Annotated in this window: 16 protein-coding genes; 9 read left to right on the top strand and 7 right to left on the bottom strand. The window is 62.7% G+C overall.

Annotated elements, in window-relative coordinates; translation table 11 throughout:
- Positions 1-14 precede the first annotated feature (14 nt).
- From HMPREF2967_RS07130 to HMPREF2967_RS07110, 5 genes are all read right to left on the bottom strand, one after another.
- Positions 15-344 (bottom strand): type II toxin-antitoxin system HicB family antitoxin, encoded by a 330-nt coding sequence (locus tag HMPREF2967_RS07130; protein ID WP_070685776.1) that lies wholly within the window; start codon positions 342-344, stop codon positions 15-17.
- 297 nt (positions 345-641) lie between these two features.
- Positions 642-944: a rhodanese-like domain-containing protein gene (locus HMPREF2967_RS07125; RefSeq protein ID WP_070522692.1), complete on the bottom strand. Its 303-nt coding sequence runs from the start codon at positions 942-944 to the stop codon at positions 642-644.
- A 36-nt stretch (positions 945-980) separates the two neighbouring features.
- Positions 981-2,987 (bottom strand): hypothetical protein, encoded by a 2,007-nt coding sequence (locus HMPREF2967_RS07120; protein ID WP_070685774.1) that lies wholly within the window; start codon positions 2,985-2,987, stop codon positions 981-983.
- A 132-nt stretch (positions 2,988-3,119) separates the two neighbouring features.
- Complete coding sequence (locus HMPREF2967_RS07115) at positions 3,120-3,776, bottom strand: LuxR C-terminal-related transcriptional regulator (protein ID WP_012715319.1); 657 nt, start codon at positions 3,774-3,776, stop codon at positions 3,120-3,122.
- 3 nt (positions 3,777-3,779) lie between these two features.
- A complete protein-coding gene (locus HMPREF2967_RS07110; protein WP_070685818.1) occupies positions 3,780-4,484 on the bottom strand; it encodes a sensor histidine kinase in 705 nt (234 codons plus the stop codon).
- Between the two features lie 98 nt (positions 4,485-4,582).
- On the opposite strand from HMPREF2967_RS07110, the gene HMPREF2967_RS07105 reads away from it, so the two are divergent.
- The 3 genes from HMPREF2967_RS07105 to HMPREF2967_RS07095 are packed head-to-tail and all read left to right on the top strand — an operon-like array spanning position 4,583 to position 7,595.
- Positions 4,583-5,269: an ABC transporter ATP-binding protein gene (locus tag HMPREF2967_RS07105; RefSeq protein WP_070685772.1), complete on the top strand. Its 687-nt coding sequence runs from the start codon at positions 4,583-4,585 to the stop codon at positions 5,267-5,269.
- Complete coding sequence (locus HMPREF2967_RS07100; RefSeq protein ID WP_070685770.1) at positions 5,266-6,666, top strand: FtsX-like permease family protein; 1,401 nt, start codon at positions 5,266-5,268, stop codon at positions 6,664-6,666. Before HMPREF2967_RS07105 ends, HMPREF2967_RS07100 begins: the two co-directional genes overlap by 4 nt.
- A complete protein-coding gene (locus tag HMPREF2967_RS07095) occupies positions 6,663-7,595 on the top strand; it encodes a S41 family peptidase (RefSeq protein WP_070685768.1) in 933 nt (310 codons plus the stop codon). The genes HMPREF2967_RS07100 and HMPREF2967_RS07095 overlap by 4 nt, the downstream gene beginning before the upstream one ends.
- 33 nt (positions 7,596-7,628) lie before the next feature.
- Here HMPREF2967_RS07095 and HMPREF2967_RS07090 read toward each other — a convergent pair whose 3' ends face one another.
- Positions 7,629-8,462, bottom strand: coding sequence for an endonuclease domain-containing protein (locus tag HMPREF2967_RS07090; protein WP_070685766.1), 834 nt, complete (start codon positions 8,460-8,462; stop codon positions 7,629-7,631).
- Between the two features lie 195 nt (positions 8,463-8,657).
- The gene (locus HMPREF2967_RS07085; RefSeq protein WP_070685816.1) at positions 8,658-9,131 is read right to left on the bottom strand and encodes an inorganic diphosphatase; all 474 of its coding nucleotides are present in this window, start codon (positions 9,129-9,131) and stop codon (positions 8,658-8,660) included.
- 69 nt (positions 9,132-9,200) lie between these two features.
- On the opposite strand from HMPREF2967_RS07085, the gene dacB reads away from it, so the two are divergent.
- From dacB to folP, 6 genes are read left to right on the top strand one after another with little or no spacing between them, the layout of a single operon-like run.
- The gene (dacB, locus tag HMPREF2967_RS07080) at positions 9,201-10,487 is read left to right on the top strand and encodes a D-alanyl-D-alanine carboxypeptidase/D-alanyl-D-alanine endopeptidase (protein ID WP_070685764.1); all 1,287 of its coding nucleotides are present in this window, start codon (positions 9,201-9,203) and stop codon (positions 10,485-10,487) included.
- On the top strand, positions 10,477-11,436 hold the full coding sequence (gene tilS, locus HMPREF2967_RS07075) for a tRNA lysidine(34) synthetase TilS (protein WP_070685762.1): 960 nt from the start codon (positions 10,477-10,479) through the stop codon (positions 11,434-11,436). Before dacB ends, tilS begins: the two co-directional genes overlap by 11 nt.
- Positions 11,420-12,007, top strand: a complete 588-nt coding sequence (gene hpt, locus HMPREF2967_RS07070) for a hypoxanthine phosphoribosyltransferase (RefSeq protein ID WP_070522720.1) — start codon at positions 11,420-11,422, stop codon at positions 12,005-12,007. The genes tilS and hpt overlap by 17 nt, the downstream gene beginning before the upstream one ends.
- Before the next feature lie 48 nt (positions 12,008-12,055).
- Positions 12,056-14,575 (top strand): ATP-dependent zinc metalloprotease FtsH, encoded by a 2,520-nt coding sequence (gene ftsH / locus HMPREF2967_RS07065; RefSeq protein ID WP_070685759.1) that lies wholly within the window; start codon positions 12,056-12,058, stop codon positions 14,573-14,575.
- Positions 14,565-15,155 carry a GTP cyclohydrolase I FolE gene (folE, locus tag HMPREF2967_RS07060; protein ID WP_070532246.1) on the top strand — a complete coding sequence of 197 codons (591 nt, stop codon included), beginning with the start codon at positions 14,565-14,567 and terminating at the stop codon, positions 15,153-15,155. The genes ftsH and folE overlap by 11 nt, the downstream gene beginning before the upstream one ends.
- 5 nt (positions 15,156-15,160) lie before the next feature.
- On the top strand, positions 15,161-16,090 hold the full coding sequence (gene folP / locus HMPREF2967_RS07055; protein WP_070685757.1) for a dihydropteroate synthase: 930 nt from the start codon (positions 15,161-15,163) through the stop codon (positions 16,088-16,090).
- Positions 16,091-16,093 lie beyond the last annotated feature (3 nt).

Below are 16,093 nucleotides of genomic sequence, written 5' to 3'. Positions count from 1 at the left end.
GTGGCCCACTAGTTTCAGGCTGAGGCTAGCTTCTGCACGATGAGTGTGTTGAGAGAAACGCCTTCCCGTTCTGCTTCGATGGTCAGGTCTCGGTGAAGTGACTGAGGTATGCGGAGGTTGAACTTCCCCGAGTAGCTTCGCTGTCCGAATGGTTCTGGGATGTGTTCATTGTTGCGTTGCATATCTTCTAGAGTTTCTTCGACGACGCTGCGCAATTCGGCTTCTGCGGTGGCCGCGGTTGTGGCCAGCCATGACAGGGAAGGGAACTCTAGGACTGTGGCAACGAACTCGCCATCTTCTTCTGACCAAGCGGTTTGGTAGGTGTATTTGTCTGCGAGATTCATGATCTGCTCCTAGGGGAGGCGGTCGATGGCGGTTAAAACTTGGCGAATCTGAAAGGGCTTCGCTTTCCCGTTGTGGCCCTCTTGGATATTGACTCGGGGGTCTCCCTGCCATGGGGTTTTATAAACGATGTGCGAAGTTCCACGCCGTTTCTTTCCGGCGCTTTCTTGGCGTTCGAAATAGAAGTCACATACAAGTTGCAGCTCTGAGAAGCGGACGTTTGTCCGTGAGGTCCGCATCTTTGTGAGGATCTTTTCTATCTTGGAAACCACACCTGTATGGTACCGCAAATGGTACCACTAGTGGTTTGGGTAAACCATAGGGCAGCCTTGGGCCTTCCAACCATCCGTTCCACCCTCGACGTTGATGACGTCCCAGCCCTTGGTGTGCTCCAAGTACTGGCAGACCTGCATGCTGCGCCCGCCTAGGTGGCAGATGACGTAGATGTCTTGGTCCGGGTCAATCTCGTCGATGCGATCAACTAGTTCGCCCATCGGGATGTGCGTGGCGCCCTGGGCGTGCTCGGTGTTCCACTCGTGGTCCTCGCGGACGTCGATAAGCTGGGCGTTCTCAGGTACTTCCTGTGGCGTTACGTTTCTCATGCCCCATACCCTAGTCACGCATAGGGCCTAGTGCTGTTACTCCACTCGCCGCGTCCAGGGAAGGGCTTCAAACTCTGCGCGGTCCCCGTTCACAAACCGTTCAAGGAGGGACAAGGCTTCGTCGATGTCCTCTAGGAGCATCTGGAAGTTTTCTTCCTCACCGTTGTTGTGGCCCCATTCGACGAGGTAGCGTGCCGCTCCTGTTTCTGAGGGTTGCACGCGGTCGACCTGGCAGTAGTCGCCCGGGACTATTCGGTCAAAGGCTGCTACCCACGCTCCCACTTCGGGGAAGCCGTCCTGGCGAACTGCCTCGAGAAGGTCATCGTTGAAAAGATACGCAGCTGAGCCGAAGACCGTGGCGTTGACCATGAAGCGCTCATCCTCAGGGATATCTGAGGACGACTTCTGATCTTGCCAATTCACTTTGTCCACCAACTGCGCCGGGGAGTAGGTGAATTCAACCATCAAATCTAGAGCAAGGGGCAGTGGGATGGATGGGATTTCGTGTAGGTTCCCGTCGGGGGTGACAAGGTCAAGCGAAACGTTGTCGCCCGTATAGGTTGTTTCCAAGGTATAACGCTCCTGGAAGTCCACCTGACTCCCGGATCGAACCTCAAGCCTCCATCCTGTGAAGAGGCGAAGCCCTGCTTCGAGTACGGAGGAGGATGTGGCCACCTCCCAGGTGTTCACATACAACTTATCCGCGAGTAGCTTCAACTGGCAGCTCTCAGCCCCTGGAAGCGGCTTGCCCGACGGGTTGTACAGTGCCAGGGAATCATCGACAACAAGCGAAATGCCATGATCCTGCGCCAGATGAGTAAGCCTCTCTATCGTGACCGACCTGACATCAGCAGGGATGAGCAGCCGAGTGAGTGCTTGTGCTTCCACGTGCTCCTCGGCGAGGAGGATTTCGCTTCCGAGCTTTGCGTTAATCCTCTCAATATATTTCTGCATCCGAGGGCTGGGCTCGCCATTATGGTCAGCACGGATGCGGTGCATCATGCATACTGATGCTTCTGTCCACTGCTCCTCGCGCTCTGGAAGCTCCATTGCGGTGACCGTGGTGTACGGCGCCGGGTCCGACAAGGAAGAGTCCGGGAAGACTGTGGAAATCATCTCGCCGTTGCCGTCCAAATAGTGCTCCGCCACTGCGATGACTTCGTCTGCGATGTCGAAGGTCTGCACATTGTCGGTGCCGAGGTTATCGTAAACCTTCGCGGTCCACTGTCCTTGAGCATTGCGGCCGTAGGCCAGGGAAAACGTTGGCCATTTGTGTAGGTGGACCATCACGCCTGCGGGGAGCTCCTTCACTGCGTCCAGCCGGCGCCAGGGTGTTTCGTGGCGGACTGAAGCATCCAGGATTGGCTTAGATTCACGTTGAGGCAACGGTTCCCACGCAAGTTCTTCGATCAACGGGTTGTGGTCGCTGAAAGAAAGCAGAATCTCTCGTGCTTCTTCATAGGTATCGACAGTGAGCGTGCGGAATGCTGGTTCAGTGGCCTCTGGAGGGAGGCTGGACCATATCAGTTCGAACTGACCACTTGCGCGCACGTGCATGGACATATCGAGGCCGTAGCTGCGTTCTTCCGAGCCATAGTTGACTACCTGAATCCACGTCTGTTCGGACACCGGCAGGCGCAGGGCGTCCTCAAAGGCGCGATCAAGCATCGGTCTGCTGACCTGTCGCCACATAGTTCCCATGCAGTTCCTGATGGAGGAAAGGCCATTGCTGCTCGTGGGGATTCCAGTCGCATTAAAGAGGATGTCCGTGGTTCCAATGAAGACCACCAAGCCGTGGTAATACGCCAGCAAAGCTAGCTTTTCTTGGAGCTCTAAATTGCTCGAATCCATCGTGACCGTGACGGCCGAATGCGCGGGCACGTCCTGTCCGAAGAGTTTCGAGAGCGCCGCCGATGCTTCTTCCATTTCTGGATCCGGCTTCCGGAAGGAGTCCAGCCCTTCCGTCTGAATTAACTCCAGAAAATAGTCATGGTCAGCAATCTTTTCTCGGTTAAAGCGCACGATGTTGAGCTGCACGTCCATTAAGCGGGGTCCTTCCAGAGTGGGTTGGGTAAGGGCACGGAAAAGCTTATGCGTCTTGCGTCACAGTTTCCTTGGGATCCTGTGGATGGTCTCTGTCAGGGCGCTCGTGTGGACGGTGGGCGGGCGCGGGCTTTAGCGGTGTGCGGAGAGGTACTCCAAGATCGCTTTCACGCGGCGGTTGTCCTCGCTGGGGTCCAGCCGCAGCTTGGTGAAGATATTGGAAACGTGCTTGGCCACCGCGGCGGAAGACAAGACGAGCTCGGCGGCGATGTCCTTGTTGGACTTGCCGCGGGACATTAATTCGAGGACCTCGCGCTCGCGCGGGGTGAGCTCACCCAGGCCGCTGCGCCCGGAGCTCATGAGAGCTTGCGCCACGGTGGGATCGATAACGGTGCCGCCCTGAGCCACCACGTCCAGGCTGGAGAGGAAGTCCCGCACCTCGGAGACGCGGTCCTTCAACAGGTAGCCGGTGCCGGCATCGGGGGAGTCGAAGAGCTCCACCGCATATGCGGGGGCCACATACTGGGAGAGCACCATGACGGGTAAGCCCGGATATGCATTTCTCAAGTTCACGGCAGCTTTCAAGCCGTCATCGCCCATGCCCGGCGGCATGCGCACGTCCGTGATGACGATGTCCGGAAGCTCATCGCGCAGCTTATCCACCACGGCCTCCAAAGCTGGAGCAGAATCCGCCTGGCCCACAATTGAATGCCCGCGGCGCTCCAGAAGGCCGGCGAGGCCCTCGCGCAGAATGGCGGAGTCATCCGCCACCACGATTCTCAAACTCATTTCTTAAACTCCTGACTGTCCGCGATCGAGAAGAAGAGGAATCGAGCACGCCAGCCTCGTCGGCCCGCCCGGGGGAGAGGATAGCGTCATCTCTCCGCCGAAAGCGGCGAGGCGCTCGGCCATCCCCGCCAAGCCGTGCCCTGGCATTACCTGCGCGCCACCCGGGCCCTCATCCACCACGGTGATGCGCAGCGAATCATCCGCGGTCACCAAAACAGAAACCGGGGCGCCCGGTGCGTACTTCGCCGCGTTGGTCAACGCCTCCGCACCGAAGAAGTAGCCGCAGGCTAGCACGGAGGCGGAAAGCTTGGGCAAAGGATGCGGGGCGAAGACGCTGACGTGGGGGCCGTGGGAAGAGGAGACGTCGGCAAGCGCGGCAATGAGACCGTGATCCTGCAGGACCTGTGGGTGGATGCCGTGCACCGTCGTACGCAGGGAATTCAGGCCGCGGTCCACGTCCTGCTTGGCGGCGGTGAGGAGCTCGGTGAGGTCAGAGGGGGCGTCGAGAAGAGCCTCGCCCAGCTTCATACTCGCGGCCACGAGATACTGCTGCGCGCCGTCGTGCAAGTCGCGCTCGATGCGGGCGCGCTCCACCTCGTAGGCATCCGCGATGGCGCGGCGCGAGGCCGTGAGCTGCGCAATCTGCCGCGCCTGTTGCTGTTCGTGGCTGGTGGGTTGGGGTTTTCTTCGGAACACGGTGCTAAGCATATCGGGCGGTGGCCGCACGAGGGGTAGTGCTGGCACTACCTTAAAGAGCAACGCTAGGGCTGTTCTTAAAGCGAGCCCGAGACGGTGGAATGAAAGACATGACACAGACACTTTCCCTGACAGACATCACCAAGGATTTCGGCGGCGGCCCGGTGCTCGCTGGAATCTCCCTCGACATCGCGCCGGGCGAGCTCGTGGCCGTCATGGGGCCGTCTGGTTCCGGCAAGTCCACGCTGTTGCACTGCATGTCCGGCGTGCTGACCCCCACGCACGGCAGCGTGCGCTACGGGGATGACGAGCTCTCCGCGCTTGGCGACGGCCCCCGATCCCGCCTCCGCCTGCGCAACTTCGGCTTCGTCTTCCAGGATGGCCAGTTGCTTCCGGAGCTGAGCAACGTGGATAACGTGGCGCTGCCCGCGATGCTCAACGGGGTATCGCGCGGTGCTGCGCGCAAGCGCGCGATGCAGCTGCTGGACCAGCTGGGCTTGGGTGGTTTGGCGGAGCGTCGCCCGGCGCAGGTCTCCGGCGGCCAGGCGCAGCGCGTGACCATTGCGCGTGCGCTGGTGGCGAACCCGGGTGTGGTCTTCGCCGACGAGCCCACCGGTGCGCTGGATCAGTCCACCGGTCACGAGGTCATGCAGATGCTGACTACCATCGTGCGCCAGTCCGGTGCCAGCCTGGTCATGGTCACGCACGACCCGAAGGTGGCCGACTGGATGCAGCGCCGCGTGGAGATTCGCGATGGCATCATCCACGACGACCGCCGCCTCGAGGTGATCCGATGAACACCGCGACTTTAGTCTTTGACCTGCAGCGCGAATCGATTCGCGCGCGCTCCGGAACGGGCATCGTTTCTTTGCTGGCGATTGTGAGCCTGACCATCGGTTCCGCCATCGCCTTCCTGGTTGCGGGCGGTACCTGGATGTTCTGGGAGCGCGCTCAGCACGTCGAGGAGGCCGCGCCCGCTCTGCAGGAGGCTTTCGGCGACGAGATGGAGGCCTTCCTCTACCCGTGGTTTGCCCTGGCTCTGCTGGCCTGCGCCTTCATTCTTCCGGCGTTGTTTAACCTCACAGCCCAAGCCGCCGTCCTCGGTGCGTCCGGTAGGGAGCAGCGCCTGGCCACGCTGCGCCTGTTGGGATTGAGCTCCCGCCAGGTGGAGCGCATGGCCATCGTGGAGACCGGCCTGCAAGCCATCCTCGGCATCGTGCTCGGTGGGCTGATCAGCCTGCTCATCGCGCCGGTCTTTACGCAGGTGGACTTCCAGATGCGTTCTATTGCTGTATCCGAGATTCTCCTCCCGTGGTGGGGTTATCTGGCCGTGGCCGGTGTGCTCTTTGTGTTGGCCATCGGTGCGGCACTCGTCGGCATGCAGCGCGTGCGCGTGAGCCCCCTGGGTGTGGCCAAGCGCCAGATGCCCGCGGCCTATCGCTGGTGGCGCGTCATCGTCTTCCTCATCATCGCGGGTATCGGTGGTGTGTTGCTCTCCGGGAAGGCGGGACCGCCGACCGCCATGGTCATCGTGGTCATGTTTGGCATGGTGATGAGCATCAACCTCATTTCCCCTTTTATCTTGCAGCTCGGCGCACACATCATGTCTCTCTTTCCTGGCACCGCGCACTTCGTGGCCTGCCAGCGAGTGGCGGGCAATGCGCGCCCGGCGTGGAAGCGGAGTGCGGCCATCGCGTTCTTCGGCTACTTGGCGGGCTTCCTCGTTGCGGCGCCCCTAGGCTCTGATGCCTTGGCCATGGTTCTCAAAGAGGACCCGGGGATGAACGTGGTGTTTAAGGACATCTCCACCGGCGTCTTATTAACCCTCATCTTCGGCTTCACGCTGACCACCATGTCCATCATTCTGGGGCAGGTCTCCGGCATCTTCGAAGACAAGGAACTCATCCGCTCTCTGGATCTCATGGGTGTGCCGCGCGGTTTCCAGTTCCGCTCCGGTGCCCTGACCATCATGGGGCCTGTGGTGGGATTGAGCTTCTTCGGCTTCCTTTTCGGCGGTGGGATCGCCTCACTGATGTTCTTCTCCAGTGTCGAGCAAAGCGATGTCGACGTTCTTGGCCGTCTGCTCATGGCCTTCGGTTTCTTGGCCATAGGCTGGCTGGTCACGCTGCTTGCCATTGTCCTTGTTGAACCCCTGCGCGGCTACGTGCTGCGGACTGGAGGTCGAAAAGAATGAAAACGGTACTGAAAATCTTCGGCGGACTCTTTCTCGTTGCTCTTGTTGCTGTGGCCGCGGCCGTGTATTTCTTCGGCCCCTCCTATGGCGGGGCGCTGCTGGGCAAGCCCTACTTCCTCTTCAATGCCAGCGAGAAGCGCATCAACACTGCGATGGTGGATACTGCCGCGATCTCCGGAATCTATGGCGAGAGCGAAGAATTCCAGCGTGCCCGCGAGGCCTTCAAAGCGGACCCCACGAACGCTGAGCTCCTCGATGCCGCCATCAACGCTGCCGGTGGCAAGCACTCCAAAGTCTTTAGCACCGAAAAGGAAAAGGCCGCCGAAAGCGCTGAGCCTTCGGTTGACTTCAACGATGGCGTCTTGCGCGCTACCGTGCCCTCCATCGGCCGCCACGATGACGGCCAAGCCTACGCCGACACTTTGGCCCACGGTCTGACCTCTCACCCGGAGGCCTGTGCTGCCGTGGTGGATCTGCGCGGCAATGACGGCGGTGACATGGGCCCGATGTACGCGGGCTTAAGCCCCCTGCTACCGGATGGCACCGCGCTCTCCTTCGTTAGCCGCATGGGCACATCTGATGTGGTCATCGATGGCAATTCCGTCACCGGTGGCGGCACACCCACCACCACGTCGGGCGGCAAGCTTGAGGTCCCCGTCGCCGTGCTCACCGACGACGAAACCGCGTCCTCCGGCGAGGCCACCCTCCTGGCCTTCCGCGGCCTAGACAATGTGCGCACCTTCGGCGAGGCGACCGCCGGCTACGCCTCCGCCAACGTGGTCCTGGATTATCCGGATGGCCGCTCGCTCATGCTCACCACGGCTAAGGACAAGGCGCGCACGGGCGAGGAGTTCGCCGAGGACCCCATCGCTCCCGATGCCCCGGAATCCGAGCTCGACGGCTGGCTCGCCTCCCGCTGCGGCTCTTAAGCACGTTGCGGCTCCCAAGTACGTTGCGGCTATCTAGCCGCAACGCTCGCCTTCCCACCGCCAGTAGTGATGCCACTTCCACGGCGGAGGAACGAGCTCGCCCCGCCCTTTGATGACCGCGAGAACCTGGTGAACCGCAACATCAAGGTGATGCTCGATCGTGGCGGCGGTGAAGTGGAGGGGCCGGTAGCCGCGCTGGATGGCGTCGTTAAGCTTCTGGCGGTCGATCTCGAAACGCTGCCGGTTCTCGCCTTTGTGATAGGCATAGCCGTCCACCTCGATGGCCACCTTGTACTCCTCGAGCACAAGGTCCCAACGGTAGGGGCCAATCTTTAGGTTGTTGCGCACCTTAACGTGCGGCTCAAGACCGCGCGTCAGGTCGCGCTCCGGCTTACTGTCCGCTCCCACGATGGCCTTCTCCAGCACCTCACGCGTGTGCTTGGAAAGTCGGCGAAAATCCAACTGCTCGGTCTCGATGCGCGCGGGCCCATGCGGCCCAGCGAAGAAGGCCTCGATGAAGGCCACAGCGTCTTCGTGCGCCATGGACTCAATGCACTGTAACGGACTGCATACGTTTACCCCGTTCATGCTGCCCAATGCTTTGGGCCGCGCCCGCCGGCTCCGGAAGTACGTGCTCGATGCCATCGTTCCTGCGCGCAGGAAGTGAAGCGGAAAAGTCAGTTCTTGGCCAAGATACTGCTGGGCGGCGGAGTAGCCATCCAGAGCTGAATCCGGCCAGCGTCGCGAGACGATTTCAGCGAGTTGGCGCGGTGTTGGCACCGCAGATAAATACAGACCGCGACAAATCTTGATGGCCTGGCCATTAGCCGCGCGGCGAGTCCCCGCGCGTCCCTCGAAAATTTCCATGTGCCCCCGATGAGTACGTTTCTAACAAATAAGCCCCCAGAAACCGCTGTTTTCGGCCCCCTATTTGATCGAATCGTACGTCACGAACGAGGAGTTGTCGCGGTGACAAAGAAAAAGGACGTTTCGATCAACTAAGGCCTCTCAAACCCTCGGATTTTGGGCCCTATTTGATCGAAACGTCCCTAGAAGTGCGAATTATTTGAAGCGAGCCTTAGCCTCGTCGAGGATCTTCTCTGCCTCAGCCTTGTCGCCCCAGCCAGAGCCGGTAACTTCTTTGTTCGGCTCCAGGTCCTTGTAGTGGACGAAGAAGTGCTCGATCTCGTCCTTGATGTGCTGCTCCACATCGTTGATGTCCTGGTAGCGCTCCCAGCGCGGGTCATCGATGACGGCGAGCAGCTTGTCATCGCCGCCGGCCTCGTCGGTCATCTTGAATACGCCGAGAATGCGGGCCTCCACGACAACGCCCGGGAAGACCGGTTCCGGGAGGATCACTAGTGCGTCGAGCGGGTCGCCGTCCTCACCCAGGGTGTGGTCGATGAAGCCGTAGTCAGCCGGGTAGGCCATCGGGGTGAACAGGTAGCGGTCGAGGTGGACCTTGCCGGTCTCGTGGTCGATCTCGTACTTGTTGCGGGAGCCCTTCGGGATCTCGATGGTTACTTCAACGCTCACGGCTGAATCCTCCATAACTAATAGGTTGGCATGTGCTCCGCATAGTCTACCGCGCTAGTCTAAAGGGCGATGAAAGCTAAGCATGTCTGGTGGAGTACTGCGGCCCTCGTCACGGCCGGCGTCGTGGCGGCGACGGCCGCAGTGGGCGTAGAAGTCCAGCGCACCTACGATCAACTGGACCACGGCCAGCCCTATAAGCAGGCAGAACCCGAAACGCTGCTCCAACCCGTCGAGCCTGGTGAGATAGACACCGCCGCGCTTAAAGCGAAGTTGGATGAGCTGGGCAAAGACAAGGCTCTCGCCACTTTCGGCGGTCAGGTCATCGACACCACCACCCACGAGGTGCTGTGGGAGCGCGAACCCGCAAAGCCGCTCACGCCCGCCTCCTCAACCAAGGTCCTCACCCTCGCCGCAGCAACGCTCGCGCTCGATGAAGAAGAACGCCTCACCACGGAAGTGGTCAAGGGCGATAACGATGGCGACGTGGTCATCAAAGCCTCCGGCGATGTGTGGCTGACGGACGAGCGCCTCGATGAGCTGGCGGAGCAGATCAAGAAGCACATGAGCACCGTCAACCGAGTATCCATCGACACTTCCGTCTGGGCCGGCCCCGACCAGGCTCCCGGCTGGGACGATGACAATATCGACGGCGGATACGTTGCCCCCATCCAGCCAGCCATGCTCTACGGCGGGCGCATCGGGGAGAAGACCGGGGACGTTCCGCGCTCCCATGAGCCGGCACTCGACGTCGCCCGCGCGCTCGCCAGCCGCCTGGGTACCGATAAAGCCGACATGGCCCCCGCACCCGACAACGCGGAGCCTATCGCCTCCAGCGAGTCCGAGCCGTTGGCCCTGCGCGCGCAGCAAGCGGCGAAGGACTCCGATAACGTCATGGCAGAGGCCATCGCCCGCGAGCTGGCCATCAGCCAAGACGCGGAAGCAAGCTTCGACGGCGCCGCGCAGGCCACCCTCGACGTGCTCAGCGGCGCGGGCATCGACGTCAACGGCGTCACCTTAAAGGACGGTTCAGGTCTCTCCCGCGATAATCGCATCCCGGCAGGCCTCCTCGCACACATCGCGGACCAAGCCGTGGCCACCGAAGAGCTACGCCCACTGTTGGGCTACCTCCCCCTCGCCGGCGGCGAAGGAACCCTTTATGAGCGCTATTCCGATTCGCCCGCCCGCGGCTTCGTGCGCGCCAAGACCGGCACACTCACCGGAACCTCCGCGCTGACCGGCACCGCCCAAGGCCAGTCGGGCCGGGTTTATGCCTTCGCCTTCCTGGTCAACGACGGCGAAGTCACCTCCGCCCGCCAGGCCCAAGACGCCCTCGCCGCCGCACTCCATGACTTCTAAGAAACCTTTTTGGCCACGTAAAAGCCCCAACTTCTTGGCCTGCCGGGTGGCCGCCCGCGCCGTGGTGGGGCAGCAACCGCGGGCCATCGCGGTGGGTTTGTCCGGCGGGGCCGACTCGCTGGCGCTGACCGCGGCCCTCGTCGCAGAAGGTCATGAGGTCACAGCGCTCTGCGTCGACCACGGCCTACAGGAAGGCTCGGCCGCACAGGCGCGCGGGGCTGCCGACCAGGCTCGTGGATTGGGGGCGGGGGCGGAGGTGTTGCCGGTGGACGTCGCCAAGCACGGCTCCGTGGAGGCCGAAGCCCGCGCCGCCCGGTACCGTGCCTTCGCGCCCTGGGGCGAGGTGGCGGTGGCTCATACCGCCGATGACCAGGCCGAAACCCTGCTGCTGAGCGCCCTGCGGGGGAAGGTGGCGGGCATGTGCGAGCGCTCCGAGGTGGAGGGCGTGCGCGTGCTGCGCCCCCTTTTGCGCGTGCGCCGCGCTCAGACCGAGGCCGCCTGCGCGGAGCTGGAGCTGGACGTCTGGCACGATCCCCAGAACCAGGACCCGGCCTTTCGCCGCGTGGCGCTGCGCCGCGAGATCCTCCCGCGCCTGCAGGAGATCCTGGGCGGTGACCCCGTGCCGGCTTTGGCCCAGGCAGCCTATGACGCCGCGCTTGACGACGCCTTCCTCACCACCCACCCCACCCCCGACTGCGCCGAGCTGGCCGCCCTTCCCGAGCCGAAGCGCCGCCGGGCGATTGCCGCGTGGCTGCGCGAGGAAGGGGTAGAGGTTACGCGCGAGGCGGTGCGCGGCATCGATGCCCTGTGCGTGCAGTGGCATGGGCAGGGGCCAGTCGCCGTCCGTGGTGAAAAGAGAGGTACAAGGTTGGAAGTCGCACGCGTTGGTGGCAAACTGTCACTATTGCCTCGGTCAGCAAAGGAGCGCTCACGTGCACGACACCCATGATTCAGCCGTCCCCGCCAATCCTTATGGAGAGGACATTAGAAACGTACTCGTCGCCGAAGACGATCTTCAGGCGCGCATCCAAGAGATGGCGGACCGCGTTTCCGAGAAATACAGCAACGCCGATGATGACCTCATCCTGGTGTGCGTGCTCAAGGGTGCGGTCTTCTTCTTGACGGACTTTGCCCGCAAGCTCACCATTCCGTCCCAACTGGAGTTCATGGCGGTGTCCTCCTATGGCAACTCGGCCTCCTCCTCGGGCGTGGTGCGTATTTTGAAGGACCTGGACCGCGATATCGAGGGCCGTGATGTGGTCATCGTGGAAGATATCATCGACTCCGGCCTGACCTTGTCCTGGCTCATCCGCAACCTGCAGGGCCGCCAGCCGCGTTCCCTGGAAGTGGTCACGCTGCTGCGCAAGCCTGAGGTAGTCAAGGCGGAGCTGGATCTCTTCGACGTGGGCTTTGATATCCCCAACGAGTTTGTCGTGGGCTATGGTCTGGATTTTGCGGAGCGCTACCGTGACCTGCCCTATGTGGGCACGCTGGAGCCTGCGGTATACAGCAACGACTAGTTTTTCTTGCCCTCTGTTGCATGAGGCCTCGAATTCGCAAGGTAATTAATGAAAAATAAGAACATCATCCGCTATGGCTCGATCGCGGGCCTAGTTCTCATCCTGCTGTACGCTTTCACGTTCTTTAGCAATGATGCCCGCAGCTTCAAGCAGGTGGACACCTCCGTGGCCATGCAGCAGCTGACGGATAAGAACGTCGAGGAAGCGCAGATCGATGACCGCGAGCAGCAGCTGCGCCTCAAGCTCAAGAAGCCGGTGACGGTGGAGGAGCAGGAAGGCGTCGAAGAGGTCATTGCCAAGTACCCGGCCCGCGCCTCCGAGCAGGTCTTCAATGCGGTGAAGGGCTCTGGTGCGGAGAAGTACCAGACCAAGGTGACGCAGGATTCCTTCATCGGTTCCATGATCAGCTTCCTGCTGCCGATGCTGATCCTCTTCGCGCTGCTGTTCTGGCTCATGACCCGCATGCAGCAGGGCGCGGGCGGCATGTTCGGCATTGGTGGCTCCAAGGCCAAGGAGCTGACCAAGGACATGCCCACCAACACCTTTGCGGATGTTGCCGGTGCGGATGAAGCGGTGGATGAACTCCAGGAGATCAAGGACTTCCTGGATGATCCGGAGCGCTACCACGCGCTGGGCGCGAAAATCCCGCGCGGCGTGCTGTTGTACGGCCCTCCCGGCACGGGTAAGACCCTGCTGGCCCGCGCCGTTGCGGGTGAGGCCGGCGTGCCTTTCTATTCCATTTCCGGTTCCGACTTCGTGGAGATGTTCGTCGGCGTCGGTGCCTCCCGCGTGCGCGACCTGTTCAAGCAGGCCAAGCAGAATAGCCCGTGCATCATCTTCGTCGATGAGATTGACGCCGTGGGCCGCCAGCGCGGTTCCGGCACCGGCGGTGGACACGATGAGCGCGAGCAGACCCTGAACCAGCTGCTCGTGGAGATGGATGGCTTCGGTGACCGTGAGGGCGTCATCCTCATCGCCGCCACCAACCGTCCCGACATCTTGGACCCGGCGCTTCTGCGCCCGGGCCGCTTCGACCGCCAGATCCCGGTGACCAACCCGGACCTGGCCGGCCGCGAGCAGATCCTGCGTGTGCACGCCAAGGATAAGCCTCTGGCCAAGGAAGTGGACGTGGCGCAGCTGGCCAAGCGCACCGCCGGCATGTCCGGTGCGGACCTGGCCAACGTGCTCAACGAGGCTGCCCTGCTCACCGCGCGCATTGGCGGCAACGTCATTACCTACGACGCGCTGGAGGAGGCCACCGACCGCGTCGTCGGCGGCCCGCGCCGCCAGAGCAAGATCATCTCTGAGCACGAAAAGAAGGTCACCGCCTACCACGAGGGCGGCCATACCTTGTCCGCGTGGGCGCTCAAGGACATTGAGCGCGTCTACAAGGTGACTATCCTGGCCCGCGGCCGCACGGGCGGCCATGCCATGACCGCGCAGGAAGACGACAAGGGCATGTACACCCGCGACGAGCTTTTCGCTCGCCTCGTCTTCGCCATGGGCGGGCGTGCCGCGGAAGAGCTTGTGTTCGGTGCACCGACCACCGGTGCCTCCTCCGATATCGAGCACGCCACCAAGATCGCGCGTTCCATGCTGACCGAATACGGCTTCAGCCCGGACCTGGGTACCGTCAAGTACGGCCAGGAGCAGGGCGATCCCTTCAGCTACGCCGGCGGCGGTGGAACCATCGACTACTCGGATTCCGTAGCCGCCAAGATCGATGAGCAGATGGCGTACCTCTTGGACCGCGCGCACCAGCAGGCCTATGACATCCTGTCCGAGCACCGCGACTACCTGGATAAGCTCGCCGAGATGCTGCTGGAGAAGGAAACCCTGCGCCGCCCGGACCTCGAGGGCATCTTCGAGGGCATCGAGCCGCGCGAGGCCTTCGACGTCTTCCCGAACGAGGACGCCCGCTTCCCGCGCCAGGCTGGCCGCGAGCCGGTGAAGACCCCGGTGGAGCTGGCCCAGGAGCGCGGTGAGGAACTGCCGAAACGCATGACGCTTCTCGACGCCTCCCGCGCCGCCCGCGAGCGCCGCCACGCGGAGCTGGAGCGTGCAAAGGAGAACGGCGGCGAGCCCGCTAACGCCGTCGGGACGGCGGCGCCGGTCAAGGAGATCGGCTTCAGCTTTGGCCAGCACGCAGGTGACTACGTGGATCCGGAGAAGGGCAACACCTTCTTCGGGGAATCCGAGATCACCGAACCTACCGGCCGCGAGCTCAGCGAGGACCGTGCCGAAAGCGATGGGGCACACGATGAGACCGTAGCTCCTGAGCAAGCCCAGGCGGCTGCGGAGCAACCGGCTGAAGAGCAGAAGGGCCCCAGCAACGAGGTCACCCAGGAGATTCCGCGCGTGCCGGAGTCCGCTGCACCGCAGCAACAAGCACAGCCGGAATCGCAACCGCAAGCACAGGCACAGCCGCAAGCACAGCCACGCGAACGCGAGCAAGAGCGCCGCGGCCGCCACGCCAAGCCGGAGGATCACGCCTGGGGCGCGCCCGGCTGGGGAGACAACGAATACCGCAACAACCCGTACAAGGACGGCGAGAATAATGAGCGATAACATCCCGGCGCAGCGCGAGTTCGATCACGAGCGCGCCGAAGCCGCTGTCCGCGAGCTTCTCATCGCCGTGGGCGAGGACCCCGACCGCGAGGGCCTGCGCGAAACCCCGGCCCGCGTGGCCCGCGCCTATGCGGAGGTCTTTGCAGGTCTCCACCAGGACCCGACCGAGGTCCTCCACAAGACCTTCGCGGAGGAGCACCAGGAGCTTGTCCTCGTGCGCGATATCCCCATCTACTCCACGTGCGAGCACCACCTTGTGCCCTTCTACGGCAAGGCGCACATCGGCTACATCCCGGGCCCCGACGGCCACGTCACTGGCCTGTCTAAGCTGGCGCGCCTGGCGGATATGTACGCCAAGCGCCCGCAGGTCCAGGAACGCCTCACCAGCCAGATCGCCAACGCCCTCGTGGACGTCCTCCACGCACAGTCCGTCATCGTGGTCATCGAGTGCGAGCACCTGTGCATGGCCATGCGCGGCATCCGCAAGCCGGGAGCGACCACGACGACGTCCGCAGTCCGCGGCGGTTTCAAGAAGAATGCGGCCTCCCGTGCGGAGGTCATGAGCCTCATTAGGAGCTAGTTTCCATGGCAGTCAGCAACCTCACCGTCCCCGGCCGCACGCTGGTCATGGGCATCGTCAACGTCACGGAGGATTCCTTCTCTGACGGCGGACGCTGGATTAATGTCGAGGACGCCATCGCGCACGCCCGGCATTTGGTGGCCTCCGGAGCGGACATGATCGATGTGGGCGGCGAGTCCACCCGCCCGGGCGCGGTGCGTGTCGCGGCCGAAGAGGAAGAGCACCGCGTCGTGCCCGTCATCAAGGCGCTGCACGAGGAGGGAATCAAGACCTCGGTGGACACGATGCGGGCCTCGGTTGCCACAGCGGCCGCGGAAGCCGGTGTCGACATGATCAACGACGTCTCTGGTGGTGCCGCCGACCCGGAGATGTACCGCGCCATGGCGGCTACCGGCCTGCCGGTGTGCCTCATGCACTGGCGCACCGTCCAATTCGGCTCGGCCGCTGGCGTGGCCGACCACGGCGGAGACGTTGTGCGCGATGTTCACGAGTCCCTGGCGAAGCTCGCCGATAACGCCCTGCAGGCAGGTGTTAGCCACGACAATATCGTCGTGGACCCAGGCCTGGGCTTTGCCAAGTCCCCGCAGGATAACTGGGCTTTGCTCAAGGCGCTGCCGGAGTTCCTCCAGGGCGAGTTCCCGCTGTTGGTGGGCGCTTCCCGGAAGCGCTTCCTCGCCGCCATTCGGGAGGATCGCGGTGCCGAGTCCAGTCCGCTTCTCGCGGATCCGGCCACAGCGGCCGTGACCGCCATCTCCGCGCAGATGGGAGCGTGGGGCGTGCGCGTGCACGAGGTCGATGTCTCCCGCGATGCTGTGGATGTGGCCGCCGCCTGGAACGCGGGCGCTGCCTACACCGGCGGCGAGCATGCCTCCGGTAGCTACGCCAACGGCGCCGATGGAGGAACCGTGGTCTCGACTTCGTTGGGGAGGGCTTAAGCC

It is taken from the genome of Corynebacterium sp. HMSC059E07 (genome assembly GCF_001814395.1).
Taxonomy (GTDB): domain Bacteria; phylum Actinomycetota; class Actinomycetes; order Mycobacteriales; family Mycobacteriaceae; genus Corynebacterium; species Corynebacterium hesseae.
This window is presented reverse-complemented; position numbering and strand designations above follow the sequence as displayed.

What these genes read in the sequence shown, in the direction of transcription:
- HMPREF2967_RS07105 (WP_070685772.1), top strand. Translation starts at nt 4,583, where the DNA reads ATGACACAGACACTTTCCCTGACAGACATCACCAAGGATTTCGGCGGC.
- HMPREF2967_RS07130 (WP_070685776.1), bottom strand. Translation starts at nt 344, where the DNA reads ATGAATCTCGCAGACAAATACACCTACCAAACCGCTTGGTCAGAAGAA.
- tilS (WP_070685762.1), top strand. Translation starts at nt 10,477, where the DNA reads ATGACTTCTAAGAAACCTTTTTGGCCACGTAAAAGCCCCAACTTCTTG.
- HMPREF2967_RS07095 (WP_070685768.1), top strand. Translation starts at nt 6,663, where the DNA reads ATGAAAACGGTACTGAAAATCTTCGGCGGACTCTTTCTCGTTGCTCTT.
- dacB (WP_070685764.1), top strand. Translation starts at nt 9,201, where the DNA reads ATGAAAGCTAAGCATGTCTGGTGGAGTACTGCGGCCCTCGTCACGGCC.
- folE (WP_070532246.1), top strand. Translation starts at nt 14,565, where the DNA reads ATGAGCGATAACATCCCGGCGCAGCGCGAGTTCGATCACGAGCGCGCC.
- folP (WP_070685757.1), top strand. Translation starts at nt 15,161, where the DNA reads ATGGCAGTCAGCAACCTCACCGTCCCCGGCCGCACGCTGGTCATGGGC.
- HMPREF2967_RS07125 (WP_070522692.1), bottom strand. Translation starts at nt 944, where the DNA reads ATGAGAAACGTAACGCCACAGGAAGTACCTGAGAACGCCCAGCTTATC.
- HMPREF2967_RS07110 (WP_070685818.1), bottom strand. Translation starts at nt 4,484, where the DNA reads ATGCTTAGCACCGTGTTCCGAAGAAAACCCCAACCCACCAGCCACGAA.
- HMPREF2967_RS07120 (WP_070685774.1), bottom strand. Translation starts at nt 2,987, where the DNA reads ATGGACGTGCAGCTCAACATCGTGCGCTTTAACCGAGAAAAGATTGCT.
- HMPREF2967_RS07100 (WP_070685770.1), top strand. Translation starts at nt 5,266, where the DNA reads ATGAACACCGCGACTTTAGTCTTTGACCTGCAGCGCGAATCGATTCGC.
- HMPREF2967_RS07090 (WP_070685766.1), bottom strand. Translation starts at nt 8,462, where the DNA reads ATGGAAATTTTCGAGGGACGCGCGGGGACTCGCCGCGCGGCTAATGGC.
- HMPREF2967_RS07115 (WP_012715319.1), bottom strand. Translation starts at nt 3,776, where the DNA reads ATGAGTTTGAGAATCGTGGTGGCGGATGACTCCGCCATTCTGCGCGAG.
- ftsH (WP_070685759.1), top strand. Translation starts at nt 12,056, where the DNA reads ATGAAAAATAAGAACATCATCCGCTATGGCTCGATCGCGGGCCTAGTT.